This window comes from Candidatus Photodesmus blepharonis (genome assembly GCF_000731795.2).
In the GTDB taxonomy this organism is placed as follows: Bacteria; Pseudomonadota; Gammaproteobacteria; order Enterobacterales; family Vibrionaceae; genus Vibrio; species Vibrio blepharonis.
The window spans coordinates 23,945-37,800 of the sequence record NZ_JGVK01000018.1; the positions used below are offsets into that span (position 1 = coordinate 23,945).

At 35.9% G+C, this 13,856-nt stretch carries 13 protein-coding genes; 3 read left to right on the plus strand and 10 right to left on the minus strand.

The window, feature by feature from the left end; all coding sequences use genetic code 11:
* Nucleotides 1-41 precede the first annotated feature (41 nt).
* From rpoZ to erpA, 10 genes are all read right to left on the minus strand, one after another.
* The gene (rpoZ, locus tag CF67_RS02655; protein ID WP_052538070.1) at nt 42-350 is read right to left on the minus strand and encodes a DNA-directed RNA polymerase subunit omega; all 309 of its coding nucleotides are present in this window, start codon (nt 348-350) and stop codon (nt 42-44) included.
* 99 nt (nt 351-449) lie between these two features.
* Nucleotides 450-1,070, minus strand: coding sequence for a guanylate kinase (gene gmk / locus CF67_RS02660; RefSeq protein WP_034414061.1), 621 nt, complete (start codon nt 1,068-1,070; stop codon nt 450-452).
* A 315-nt stretch (nt 1,071-1,385) separates the two neighbouring features.
* Nucleotides 1,386-2,252 (minus strand): YicC/YloC family endoribonuclease, encoded by an 867-nt coding sequence (locus tag CF67_RS02665; RefSeq protein WP_034414064.1) that lies wholly within the window; start codon nt 2,250-2,252, stop codon nt 1,386-1,388.
* Nucleotides 2,253-2,488: 236 nt separating this feature from the next.
* Nucleotides 2,489-3,448: a lauroyl-Kdo(2)-lipid IV(A) myristoyltransferase gene (gene lpxM, locus CF67_RS02670; RefSeq protein WP_034414066.1), complete on the minus strand. Its 960-nt coding sequence runs from the start codon at nt 3,446-3,448 to the stop codon at nt 2,489-2,491.
* A gap of 39 nt (nt 3,449-3,487) precedes the next feature.
* Nucleotides 3,488-4,435 (minus strand): LpxL/LpxP family Kdo(2)-lipid IV(A) lauroyl/palmitoleoyl acyltransferase, encoded by a 948-nt coding sequence (gene lpxL, locus CF67_RS02675; RefSeq protein WP_034414068.1) that lies wholly within the window; start codon nt 4,433-4,435, stop codon nt 3,488-3,490.
* Nucleotides 4,436-4,437: 2 nt separating this feature from the next.
* The gene (gene slmA / locus CF67_RS02680; protein WP_034414070.1) at nt 4,438-5,046 is read right to left on the minus strand and encodes a nucleoid occlusion factor SlmA; all 609 of its coding nucleotides are present in this window, start codon (nt 5,044-5,046) and stop codon (nt 4,438-4,440) included.
* Between the two features lie 109 nt (nt 5,047-5,155).
* Nucleotides 5,156-6,349 (minus strand): bifunctional phosphopantothenoylcysteine decarboxylase/phosphopantothenate--cysteine ligase CoaBC, encoded by a 1,194-nt coding sequence (coaBC, locus tag CF67_RS02685; RefSeq protein ID WP_034414071.1) that lies wholly within the window; start codon nt 6,347-6,349, stop codon nt 5,156-5,158.
* A 501-nt stretch (nt 6,350-6,850) separates the two neighbouring features.
* Nucleotides 6,851-8,230, minus strand: a complete 1,380-nt coding sequence (gene pntB / locus CF67_RS02690) for a Re/Si-specific NAD(P)(+) transhydrogenase subunit beta (protein WP_034414074.1) — start codon at nt 8,228-8,230, stop codon at nt 6,851-6,853.
* A 14-nt stretch (nt 8,231-8,244) separates the two neighbouring features.
* Complete coding sequence (locus CF67_RS02695) at nt 8,245-9,798, minus strand: Re/Si-specific NAD(P)(+) transhydrogenase subunit alpha (RefSeq protein WP_034414077.1); 1,554 nt, start codon at nt 9,796-9,798, stop codon at nt 8,245-8,247.
* Nucleotides 9,799-10,241: 443 nt separating this feature from the next.
* Nucleotides 10,242-10,583, minus strand: coding sequence for an iron-sulfur cluster insertion protein ErpA (gene erpA, locus CF67_RS02700; protein WP_034414079.1), 342 nt, complete (start codon nt 10,581-10,583; stop codon nt 10,242-10,244).
* A 254-nt stretch (nt 10,584-10,837) separates the two neighbouring features.
* On the opposite strand from erpA, the gene CF67_RS02705 reads away from it, so the two are divergent.
* The 3 genes from CF67_RS02705 to CF67_RS02715 all read left to right on the plus strand — a co-directional run bounded on the left by CF67_RS02705 (nt 10,838) and on the right by CF67_RS02715 (nt 13,803).
* Nucleotides 10,838-11,050 (plus strand): DUF3283 family protein, encoded by a 213-nt coding sequence (locus tag CF67_RS02705; RefSeq protein ID WP_034414082.1) that lies wholly within the window; start codon nt 10,838-10,840, stop codon nt 11,048-11,050.
* Nucleotides 11,051-11,395: 345 nt separating this feature from the next.
* Nucleotides 11,396-12,511 carry a 1-acyl-sn-glycerol-3-phosphate acyltransferase gene (locus CF67_RS02710; RefSeq protein WP_034414084.1) on the plus strand — a complete coding sequence of 372 codons (1,116 nt, stop codon included), beginning with the start codon at nt 11,396-11,398 and terminating at the stop codon, nt 12,509-12,511.
* A gap of 350 nt (nt 12,512-12,861) precedes the next feature.
* Entirely contained in the window at nt 12,862-13,803 is a 942-nt protein-coding gene (locus CF67_RS02715) for an isoaspartyl peptidase/L-asparaginase family protein (RefSeq protein ID WP_034414086.1), read from the plus strand.
* Nucleotides 13,804-13,856 lie beyond the last annotated feature (53 nt).

Sequence of the window (13,856 nt, forward strand, 5' to 3'; positions counted from 1 at the left end):
TGTATCATTTGTGAGATTAAGAAACTCAAAAAACACTATACTTAGAAAAAAAACTGTCGTCGAGTACCAAAAGTTAACGAGTGTGGACGCCGTTCACTATTGCTTGCTGTTAACTCCGCGGCTTGTTGTTCTTGCTGTTCTTGGCGTTCCCGAGCGTCGAGTAAATCTTTAGTAATCAGACCTTCTTCTATTTCCCTAAGGGCAATGACCGTTGGTTTATCATTTTCTTCTGGTACTAGTGAATTTTTTCCATCAGTTTGCATTTGACGGGCGCGGCGAGCTGCGATAAGGACAAGATCAAAACGGTTACCAACTTTTTCAACAGCGTCTTGAACAGTTACGCGTGCCATAAGAACTCCAGATAATTAAATAAAATTCAGTACAATGTATTCAGTATACAATGTAGGTGTTTAATATACTACAATAATTACTCAGCATTATGAATAAATTTATTTTTTCAGAAGCGCATTGAGTATGTTGCTGTATTTTTTTGCCTGCTTATGTTGTCTTAATTTTTCTGAATGGATTATTGACTTAAAGTCTGCTAAAGCAGAGTTAAAGTCATCGTTTAAGATGATATAGTCATATTCTTTGTAGTGAGAAATTTCGGATTTTGCTTCAGCCATGCGTTTAGCAATAACATTTTTATCATCCTGAGCACGATTCTCTAAACGTTGTTTTAATTCGTAGTTTGAAGTTGGCAAAATGAACAAACTTCGCGCCGAAGGAATTTGTTTACGAATTTGACGAGCTCCTTGCCAGTCAATATCTAAGAGTATATCGATGCCTTTATTGAGATTTTCTTCAATCCAGGAACGTGATGTACCATAGTAGTTATCAAACACTTTTACATATTCTAAAAATTCGTTATGGTTTATTAAATTTTCAAAACATTTTTTGGACACAAAATGGTAGTGTACACCATTTTTTTCACCTGGACGTATAGAACGAGTTGTGTAAGAGATAGACACTTTCATTGTGTGAGTTGAATTTTTTAATATTGCTGAAATTAAACTGGATTTTCCTGCACCACTAGGAGCAGATATAATATACGGTGTCCCTTTGCTCATCTGTATGCTCCTAATTTTGATTGGAGTAAAAGTCGATGTGTGTAATGACTCAGATTCAAATTAAAGGTAATATTTGAGTTTAAGGTTATTAAGTGCTTACAAATAAAATCTTAGCCATTTTATAACAAATTAAGCTTAATGTTGTCTTTTTATCCGTTTTTCTGTTAATAATTAGAGAGAGTTTTAGTTATTCACAACTTTCAGGAATGCCTTATAATCCGGATTTATCTAAAAATAGTATCGAATAGAGTACATAATTTTAAAAGAACCAAATCCGATGAAACGTCGATCAATCCTTCAGGAAAAACCTAGAATTTATTCTATGTTTTGAATTTGCTCTCGTATTTGTTCTATGAGCACTTTCAGTGTTATGCTAGAAGACGTAACGTCAGTGCTGATAGATTTAGAAGCTAATGTGTTGGATTCTCGGTTAAATTCTTGCATCATAAAGTCTAGGCGACGACCTACTACGCCGCCTTTCTTAATAATGTTATTAGTCTCTTCTACATGAAAATCTAGACGATCCAGCTCTTCTGAAACATCAGATTTTTGTGCAAGAAGAAGTAGTTCCTGCTCTGCACGCGTACTTTCTAATTCGATCTCTACCTCTTGAAATTTATTAAGCAAACGTTTGCGTTGCCATTCTAATATTTTTGGCATACAAGTACGTATTTTAAATAGCTGTTCGGTAATAGCTATTAAACGTTGTTTAATTAGAACTTCTATATTGTTGCCTTCTTGAGCGCGTGTTTGAATAAATTCATTCAGAAGATCATCAAACGTGTTTAGTAGTTCTTGATTCATGTCATCCATATTTCGTTTTGGTATTTCTATCACACCTGGCCAATTTAAGACTTGGAACGGATCTAAGCGGACTTTTTTTCCGCTAAGTTTCATTACCTGATTTGCAGTATTGATTACCTGCTTAGCTAGTAATTCATTAATAGTGAATTTCTCTTTCAGTGCAGGATCTACTTCAAAGTGCAAGCTACACTCGATTTTACCACGCGCTAGATTTCTGCGAAAGCGCTGACGAAGTGAAGGCTCTAGATTATGAAATTCTTCAGGGATACGAAAGCGAATTTCGAGGTAACGTTGATTAACGGATCGTATCTCCCACGTAGCCGTTCCCCAGTTACCCTTAATTTTTTTATATGCGCATGCAGTCATGCTATAAATCATTAAATTTCTCTGTAATTATATGCGTTAAGAACAAATTTAGTCACGATAACACCAAATGAGAAAAAGTATAACTACTGAGAATGTAGTTCGGAAAATGATTCCGTGAGTGCTGAAGAGAAATAGGTTTTTCTATGTATATAGTTTCGAGTCTGCGTTTTAAATGGGAAGAAGATAAAATTCAAGTATGTTTTCATATTTCTATTATGTAAATCTTTAAGGAAGCAGTGCAGGTACGTTTAAGAATCATTGTAGATTTTTTTACCATCTCTGCGAGTTTTCAGCAATGACAGATTCCACATATAATGTTCTGGATGAGAATGTATCAAATTTTCAATAATTGTGTTCATTGTGCGAGCATCTTGTTCTTCATGATCTGTTGGAAAATTTGCTATGGCAGGCAGAATACGCACTTCATACCGACTACTTTTATCATCGTATGTAGATAGTATAGGTACAACTTGCGCTTTTGACAAGCGTGTCATTTTTCCAAAGCTTCTGAGTGTTGCTTTTTCAGTAGCAAAAAAAGGTACAAATACGGAGTTGTTTAAGCCGAAATCCTCATCTGGTAACCAATAACCTAAGTAACCATCTTTAATGGAGCGAACAAAAGGCTTTACCCCAGCATCACGAGCAAATATACGGCCACCGTACTGGATACGTTGAAGATGCATTAGCCAGTTGCAGATAGGATTACGTTGTGGTTTCATAATTGTAGCAATCCTATAACCTTTAGCTGCTAGCATCATAGCTGGATAGTCTACTGACCATGTGTGTGGCGCAAAAACGATGACATTTTTACCAGAATCAAGCAAAGGAAGTAAATTTTCTTCTCCAATTATTACACCTCTTCTTTGATTATGTTTGGTTGAACGTATTAAAAATTCTGAGTAGCCTAATAAATATTGTGTAGCTTTTACAAATGTTTCTTGTAGAATTTGTTGACGTTCTCTATCACTTTTTTCTGGAAAACAACACTCTAGATTGATACGAGATCGACGTACTACATTACTGTTTTTTTTAATAATGATTGTTGATAATTTTCTTGCTAATTTATCGCGTAATTTTGATGGAGTAAAAGCTAAAATTATAGCAAAGAAAACAGCAATCCAAGTTATCCAATGTTTAGGGTGTAGGAAAGAATACTTAAAGGATTGCGTATATAGATATTTGTCAATGTTATTTGTATTGTTATTCATAAATAGTGGAATAATACATTTAGATTTAAATAGTAAAAATTATTGATAACGTGAATTAGTACGTGATTTGTCTGGCAAAGATTTATATCGCTTATGCAACCACATCCACTGCTCTGGAGCACGTAGAATAATTTCTTCTATATATTTGTTCATATAAGCAGCAGCAGCTATTTCATCTTTTTGAGGATAATTGGCTTCTATCGATTTATTAGCAATAATTTCATATTTTCCATCGGTATTTCTAAAACCAGATCCTAAGACAATTGCACACTTACTCGCATAAGCTAGAATGCTGGGGCCTATAGTCGTGCAAGCTTCTTTTACAGCAAAAAATGGTACAAATACAGATTTATTATGACCATAATCTTGGTCTGGAAGATAAAATAAGCGTTTTCCGTTTCTAAGTACGCGAATCATTTTTTTTAAATTTGTTCTATAAATTAGCTTATTTCCATTCCTAGTACGTCCATAATATTGAATAAATTCATAGACTGGATTTTTATGAGGACGATAGATACCATAACCTGCTAAACCAAGCGTACTAAATGCTCTCGCTGTAATTTCTAAGTTTAGTGCATGAACGCAACAAAGGAGCACACCTTTATTTTCAGCCTCTAACATCTCAAGTTTTGTGATATCTTTAGTAAGGAGAATACGTTTGAAACGCCATGTTGGCCAAAACCAAGCAATACCAATTTCAATTAGTGCTATGCCAGTATTTTTAAAATTCTCTATTACCAGTTGCTTTACTTTTTTTTCAGACATATCCGGAAAAGTCAGTTCAAGATTACGTTTAGCGATCTTGATTCGTTCATTTTCTGAGCAAATACCAAGAGTACCAATACTTCTTCCAAGCTTTAATAAAATAGAAGATGGAAGGATATTCACTATTAGTGCTAGCAAACCAAAACCAATCCAAATCCACCAGTGTCTAGGGTGCAAGAGTTCAATAGAAAACTTTGGTTTATCAAATTTTGTTCGATTCATATTTATTGCTTAATGTATCTTTCATTATATCTTGGTGCTTGGAGCGCCCAATATTCTTCAAAGTTTTTAGTAGGTTGATGTTTAAAATCAGAACGTACAAAACGATTTAATCGACCTTCTACTTGACCGAGAAGGTAGGATGCTAAAATACCTTCATCGATAGGAAAAGACTTACCTTCACGCAACCTACGCTCACGGAGGATCTGTCTTAGAGATGCCTCGATCCGTTCGAATAATTGGTTGATACGATCGCGTAGATGTTCGTTTTCAAACATAAGAGCATGCCCAGAAAGAATTCTACTTAATCCAGGGTTACGTTCTGAAAATACTAAAATTAGTTGCAATACTAAACGAATCCGGTTCATGGTATCTTTTTCATCTTCGAGAATACGGTTAATACGCGATGTTAATGATTCTTCGATAAACTCGATAAGACTTTCAAACATACGAGCCTTGCTTGCGAAATGTCGGTACAATGCAGCTTCTGACACACCAATTTGTTTAGCTAGTTTTGCTGTTGTAATGCGAAATGCTCCTTCGTTGGACTCTAGCATTTTCGCTAGAGCTTGGAGGATTTCTTCACGACGATTTGATTTTTTTATGCCGGACATGATCACTTCCTTTTTATTTACAACATCATAAACTAATCGGTTAGTGCAACTAACAGCGAATCGACTTTAACAGCCTCATAACGATTAGGATCAATGATGAAGTTAATTGTCATAAGTGTTCGCTGATATGTAGCAGAATATTTCTTGCCACTTCATCCTTTGGAGCTAGGGGTAAATCTTGCTTTCCCTGCCTGTTGTAAATAGTAACTTTATTTTTATCGCTATTAAAGCCTTGTCCTAAAAGTGATACATTATTAGCGCAGATCATATCAAGATTTTTATGAATAAGCTTACGACAAGCATATTTCTCGAGATTCTGTGTTTCTGCGGAAAAACCAACAGTAAATGGTCTATTTTTGGTTAAAGTCGCTACTGAAGCTACAATGTCAGGATTTTTTACCATATTAACGGTAATTTTATTATTGTTCTTCTTTATTTTTTGGTTTGATATAATGTTAGGACGATAGTCGGTGACAGCAGCACAGCTAATAAAAACGTCATGGTTGACAGCATGTTTAAGCACTGCTTGGTACATTTCTAAAGCGCTTACAACATCAAGCCGGGTTATGCCATGAGGTGTGTGAAGAGATACAGGACCGCTAATCAAAGTTACTTGAGCACCAAATAACCTGGCTGCTTGTGCTAGCGCGTAGCCCATTTTTCCAGAGCTGCGATTAGCGATATAACGAATGGGATCAAGTGCTTCATGGGTTGGGCCTGCAGAAATTAAGACTGATTTACCTTTAAGGAATTTATTTTGAAAGAAAATTTCGCATAGTTCGACAAGTTGCGTTGGTTCCAACATGCGTCCCAAACCATTATCACCACAAGCCTGTTTTCCAGATATCGGTCCCCAAACATGTATACCACGTTTTCTAAGAGTAGCGATATTTTTTTGAGTTGCTATGTTTAGATACATTTTTTGATTCATTGCTGGTGAAAGAGCAATAGGTGCTTCGGTTGCTAAAATCAACGTAGAAAGTAAATCATCGGCAATACCTGCCGTTATACGCGCAATGAGATTAGCAGTAGCAGGAGCAAGTAAAATTAAATCAGCCCATTTTGCTAGCTTAATATGTCCAATCAAGACTTCTTCTCTTGTTTCAAGCAAATTTTCCAGTGTAGGGTGACCTGAGGTAATTTGCATCGTAAGAGGAGTAATAAATTCTTTTGCTGCTTTAGTCATAACAATTTGAATATCTGCACCACGCTCGATTAAACGACGCGCTAATTCTGCACATTTATATGCAGCTATTCCGCCACTGATTCCTAAAAGAATTTTTTTTTCAGAGAGTGTTTTCATAACGTGATTTCCTCTACTTTTTTGAAAAACTGAGATATATCAAATGTATGTAAGGATTATCTGATTTTGGGTAAGTATACATGAATGATAACGGAAGCGGAGTTAAACTATAGCCTCATAGCCAGATAAACATGTTATCCATTTTTAGTCACTAAATCGTCTAGAAAAGCGATTGCAATGTATTACTGGTATTATTCAAAATTCGGTCAAAATAAAGTGAAGATCAACTAAGTCAAGTTTTATGCTTTGCCTTGCATCATGAAGTTGGGAAAAAAGTTCTTAAACGAAATTATAGATTTAGCGTTGCTTGTTTAACAGATTTAGTATCTGGTGACACTATAAATATAAAGAATTAGGATTGATTATTTATGGTGTTTTACAAAATTAACTAAGATAGTCATGAGGGAGGTTGAAGAAATAGTTTTTGATTATTAAGATTTCCATCATAAGACCAAGAAAGAGCCCCCTCAAAAAAAAAGAGGAGGGGCTTTTGATTTCTATTTAAAGGGCTTTAGATATTATTTCTACATTATCTTTTGCATCACCGAAGAGCATTTGTGTATTTTTCTTAAAAAAAAGCGGGTTTTGTATCCCTGCATAGCCTGTATTCATAGAACGTTTAAATACGATAACATTTTTAGCATTCCATACTTCTAAAACAGGCATGCCTGCTATTGGACTATCGGGATTTTCGAGGGCAGCTGGATTAACTATATCGTTGGCACCAACAACTAAAACGACATCTGTTTTGCTAAAATCTGAATTTATTTCATCCATTTCTAGAATGATATTATAAGGAAGTTTTGCTTCTGCTAGAAGAACATTCATGTGCCCAGGCAATCTTCCAGCTACAGGGTGAATAGCAAAGCGTATGTTAACACCTCTAGCTTGTAACTTTTCAGTAATTTCATATATTAGATATTGAGCTTGAGCTACTGCCATACCATATCCAGGCGTTATAATTATTGATTTGGAACTTTTGAGTATTTCCGCTACTTCTTTAGCGTTTATTTCATAGTATTCTCCTTGCTTTTCAGAGCTAGTACTAGCTCTAGTTTTTTGTTCTAAACCACCGATGAGGACATTGATAAACGAACGATTCATCGCCTTGCACATAATATAAGAAAGAATTGCGCCTGAAGAACCGACTAGGGCACCAGTTATAATCAGTAGATCGTTCGCTAGCATAAAGCCTGTTGCTGCTGCTGCCCAACCTGAATATGAGTTCAGCATCGAAACAACAACTGGCATGTCAGCACCGCCGATTGAAGCTACTAAGTGATAGCCAAATAAAAACGCGATTAAAGTCATTATTCCCAATGAGATCATGCTTCCATTTCTTTCTAAGAAATGGAATAGTAAAAACATGGAAATAATTAACGCAGCGCAATTCCATTTATGTTTATGTCGAATAGATAGGGGTAAAGAGGAGAGAGTACCTTGAAGTTTGCAAAATGCAACTACTGAACCTGTGAAAGTAACTGCTCCGATAAAGATCCCTATAAATACTTCAATTAAGTGAATAGTGTGCTCAGAATGACTAATATTTTGGGGTAAATCGATATAACTATTATAACCAACTAACACTGCTGCCATTCCTACAAAACTATGTAAAATAGCGACGAGCTCGGGCATTTTAGCCATTTCAACTTTTCTGGTATAACGGACACCAATACTGCCACCGATACTCATAGCTAAAACAATCCAAATAACATCCTGAGATTGAGGAGAAAATATAGTAGCTATTAAAGCTATTGCCATACCAGCAATACCATAGTAATTGGCTGAACGTGCTGATTCTTGCTTAGATAAACCAGCTAAGCTTATAACAAAGAACACAGCAGCAACGATGTAAGCTGCTTGTACTAATCCTGCAGACATATCATAACTCTCCTTCAGTTTTTACGGAACATTTCAAGCATACGTTTGGTTACAGTAAACCCACCAAATATATTAATACTCGCAATTAGAATGGCGATAAACGACAATAGGGTTGTGATGCTGTTCCCTTGGCCTATTTGTAGTAATGCACCGAGAACTATAATACCAGAAATTGCATTAGTTACGGACATCAATGGTGTATGTAGTGCATGAGTTACATCCCAGACGACGTAGTAGCCTACGATGCAAGCAAGCATAAATATGGTGATGCGTCCTAAGAAGGATGCTGGAGCGATAGATCCTATTGTAAGTGTTGCCGTAATAGCAATCGTCAATAGTGCTAGCTTTTTGAGTGGAAAGGAGGAGCGTATCACTTTTTTTTGCTTTGTACTCGTTGAGGTTGAAACTTTTTGAGATTGTTGTGATACTTGAACTGTAGGTGCTGGCCAGGTTACTTTTCCATCTTTTATTACAGTCATGCTGCGTAGAACGACATCCTTGAAATCAATTTCTATCGTGCCGTTTTGCTCTTTGCATAATAGTTTTAGAAGATTGGCGATGTTCGTGGCATAAAGTTGAGATGCTTGGGTTGGCAAGCGGCCAACCATATTGGTATAGCCGATAACTTTGACTCCATTAGGCGTTTTAATTATTTTATTAGAAACTGTATAGGCACAATTGCCACCATTAGCAGCGGCAAGATCGACAATAACAGAGCCTGAACGCATATTATCTACCATACTTTTGCTTATAAGCTTTGGTGCGATTTTTCCTGGTATTAATGCTGTCGTAATAATAACGTCTGCCTCTTTAGATTGAGTTGAGTATAGCTCTTTAGCTTTTTTATTAAATTCCTCAGACGTTTCTTTCGCATATCCATCCTCGGTTGTTGTATTTTCTTGGAAATCGATTTCTAAAAAATCAGCACCTAGTGATTTCACCTGTTCTTTGACTTCAGGACGAACATCGAATGCCCGTACAATTGCTCCAAGATTTGTGGCGGAACAAATAGCGGACAGACCTGCGACACCGGCACCAATAACAAATACTTTTGCCGGTGGAATTTTACCTGCTGCTGTCATTTGTCCTCCAAAGAAGCGTCCAAATTCACTAGCAGCCTCTAGCACTGCACGATAGCCTGCAATGTTTGACATCGAAGATAATGCGTCTAATCCCTGCGCTCGAGATATTCTTGGTACTTCATCCATCGCCATAACATTAATGTTTTTTCTAGATAAGCATGCTATTAATTCAGGATTTTGCGTAGGCCAAATAAAACTTATCAGATTGGCACCTTCTTTGAGAAGTTTCGCCTCATCTACTTGCGTTTTCTCATCTACAATAGGAGGGTTTACCTTTAGGATGATGTCTGAGTTCCAAACCTCCTCTACTGTCACAATTTTTGCACCTGAAATTTTGTACGCAACATCGTCAAAACTTGAGAGTTTTCCAGCTTTTGATTCTACTGAAACAGTGAAGCCTAATTTAATAAGTTGCTCAACCGATTTCGGAGAAGCAGCAACTCGTGTTTCATCAGCGAGTATTTCTTTAGGTACCCCAATTTGCATAGTTATTCCTTAATTGATTACCATAATGAATGCTATGTTTTATCTAACGGTTGCATAAAGTTCAAGTATTTTCAACGATAAAATCGTAAACATCATGATATAATCTCATCTAGGATGAATAGCCTTACTTATCTTATCATTATGTTCCTTAGCAAATGCAGTTCAAGAAAAACTGTAAGGTATCACCGATGTATTTATAATCACTATTATCTAAATTTTCCGAGAACCATTGTAGACTTGTCTTTAGTTTTATTTTGTCAAGCAATGAAGCGTAGAGCAGGCATAGTTTGATGATTAAAGAGTGAGTACTATGTTTTCAACATTGGGATAAACTTCCCTGGTAGACCTTGTTTATTTAATATCGATTTTTAAAGATATTTCAGAGCTATACTGTATTTCAAGCCACTTGGAACTATAACTAATTTTTTTTGAGTCTAGAAACACTAAACACTGAATGATGCACCGCATCCACAAGTCGTCACAGCGTTGGGGTTTTTGATAAAAAAGTAAGAACCTTTTAATCCTTCTGTATAATCAACGATACCGCCAACTAAGTACTGTAAACTCATGGGATCAACAATTAAAGTCATATCGCCGTTTTTAATTGTAGTATCGTCTTTATTGATGTTTTCATCAAAAGTAAAACCGTACTGAAAACCACCACAACCTCCACCGGTAATGTAAACCCTCAGTTTTAAGGCTGAATTTTTTTCTTCAGTTATCAAAGTTCTTACACGCATCGCCGCTGCATCAGAAAAAGACAGTGGCACCTTCACTCCATTCATGATTCTCTCCCCCCTAATTTTATCTACGTTCGTTATATATAGCAGATATACATCATGAAACGGTGATAATTATCTAATGTTTTATCTTTAAGTTCAAGTTGTAGGAAGCTGCTATATGGCAACATGGTTTATAGGAAGATGGGTTTGATGCTGATTTATGAACTGTTTTACGATTATGGCTTAGTGTATTTTAAATGCTTTTTTTTGCTGTTATAATGTTGAGCATAAATCTCTACTATACATTCTAGAATATAATGTCATTTAACCTCTCGTTATTGCCAGAAAATGAGAAAAAAAAGATAGAATTAGACAAACAGGCTTCATTTTTAGTTTGGCAACTTTTAGAAACTAAGATACATCCCGAGGAAATTGTTGATCAAATTGCGAAGGTTGTAGACGAAGAAGAAAAAGTGTGGTTTGAAAAATCAATTGCAAAATATAAAAAAATGATGGGACTCCAGTGCTAGAAATCTAAGATGTTTTCTTGATTTTTTTATTTATAATAAACAAAATATTTTAGCAGAAATAACCAAGAGAAACAGAACAACTAATAATTTGTTAAAATTCTGTATCTTAAATTTGTACCTTAGAGCTATTATTTAAAGCAGAGATCAAATTCTTGTCCATATCATGGGTAATCTTAGTCAATGTTATTTTACATTGACAATGCATTTAAATTAAGTAGAGTATCGAGTCCGTACTTGAAGCGAAATTTCAGCAGACTGAATTTCCCTTTTGGCGCAGTGTTTTACGCTTAAATATCGTACGTCAAACCGGTTAAGTTTTAGTTGAATGTTAATTGTAGTAAGAAAATGAGTAATGATAGTTTTCGTTATTTAGAAATTAGTCCATATAGTGATGAAGAGATTCCTTCTGCTGTTAATAGATTACTTAATGACAAGGAGTTTATTTATGCAATTCTTCAGCATCGTTTTTCAAATTATGTCATCCGGTTTAAAGTGGTTGCTATTCCGCTTTTAAGGTTTTATTTAAAGTTTAAATGGGCAAAACTCACATCGGTTAAGGCTGTTCAGATGGAGGTTAAGAAACATTTGGTCAGAATGTTAGAATCTACTACTGACGGCGTAACATTCACTGGTTTAGATAAGCTTGATCGAAACGTGGCATATTTGTTTGTGTCTAACCATCGTGATATTGCGATGGATCCTGCTTTGGTGAATTATGTTCTCCATCAATCAAAACATAATACAGTCCGTATTGCGGTTGGTGACAATCTTCTAAAAAAGCCCTGTGCTGTTGAGCTAATGAAGTTAAATAAAAGTTTCATTGTTAAACGTTCCGTGAAAGCTCCGCGTGAAATGATGAGAGCACTCAGTACTTTATCTGGTTACATTAAGCACTCACTTGACACTGGCAACTCAATTTGGATTGCACAAAGGGAAGGTCGTGCAAAAGACGGTAATGATTTTACTGACCCTGCTATATTAAAGATGTTTTATGTTGAAGGTCGTAGACTCAAGGTCAGTTTTCGTGATTATATCAGGTCACTTCGTATTGTTCCGGTAGCTATTTCATATGAAAATGATCCATGCGATATTTCAAAAGCATCTGAGTTGCATAAAAGAGAGAGAAATGGAAGTTATGAAAAAGGCGAGTCGGAGGATATTGAGAGTATTGTTCAGGGAATCGTTGGAGATAAGGGAAGAGTGCATGTTTCGTTTGGTGATGTAATTGCTCAGGACTTTGAGACTCCCGATGAGTTAGCATTTGAAATTGATCGTCAGGTACACAATATCTACAAAATTTTTCCTATGAATCAATTGGCAGCAGGCCACGAAGAAGGTATTGAGGAAAGTGTACGTTTGAAGCTCAAAAAAAAGTTAGAAGTTTTACCGAAAGAGGCACATAAGTATTTACTTGATAGTTACGCAAATCCAGTACGTAATCAGGCTTCGCTAAAATTTTAATGCTTAAAAAAAGAGGATGTATGCGTTTTCGATTCTCTAATATTTAACTCTATATATTTAGTTCGGCAGATTTTTCTTTATGTTATGAATTTAGAATTCTGATAATTTTTTGAAATAATAGTTTGATTTAGTATCAAGTTGGAGTGTTTTTAACTTTAAATATATGCTGTGATCACAATGATAGAGTTCAGTATAGCCATTTTGTTTTCGTGTATTGTAGTCTTGAGATTTTAAGAAGATAATGACCGAGTTTTTCTTAGATTGTTTAGCTATTTATTTTTTGTTAATTGTTATACCTTTGATCCAGTTTTTACCTCATCAATTTAGTTAGTAGTTTAAAAGGATAGATTATGCCTCAACCATTTGCTATAGCAATTCATGGTGGTGCTGGCACTATTTTAAAGCATCAAATGAGCGAAGAGCTTAAATTATTCATACTGGAGGATCTTAAAAAATCAGTGTTAGCTGGACACTCAATTTTAAAAATGGGTGGAAACTCTTTAAATGCAGTTGTCGAAGCAGTAAAAGTTCTAGAGGATTCATCGAATTTTAATGCTGGAAAAGGGTCTGTGTTGACTAATAAGGCAACTGTTGAAATGGATGCTTCTGTTATGTGTGGCAAGGCGATGACTGCTGGAGCAGTAGCGGGAGTACGTCATATTAAAAATCCTGTTATGTTGGCCAAGGACGTAATGCAAAATAGTGATCACGTGTTGCTTATTGGAGAGGGAGCCGAAGAATTTGCTTTTGAGAATAATTATAAATATACCGAGGAAGAATATTTCCATACTGAACGTCGACATAAGCAATTGCAATACTTAAAGGAGAAGGGATTATTTACGTTTTCTGAGTGTGAATATCCAGACGATAATAAGTATGGCACAGTTGGAGCTGTTGCCTTAGACCAAAATGGAAATCTTGCTGCTGCGACAAGTACGGGCGGAGTAGCTAATAAAAAGTATGGTCGAGTTGGTGACTCTGCATTGATTGGTAGTGGTACTGTTGCTGAAAATGGTAATGTGGCAGTTTCTGCGACTGGGATGGGAGAGATTTTCATTCGAAAAATGGTTGCAGGTGATGTTGCAGCGAGGATGCGCTATTTGGGAGAGGATGTGCATACAGCAAGTAAAACAATTATTCAAGGTGATTTAAAAACAATAGGTGGAGAGGGTGGTTTAATTGCTATTGATGCGTTTGGTGATATTTGTTTTGCTATGAATAGCTCTGGAATGTATCGGGCGAGTATTGATGTTAAGGGAGATCTGAATGTGAAAGTCTATGCTGATGACTAGACTAGATGAGCTTATCCTTCAAATTATACCATAAAAAAGAATTGGTAGGGGGG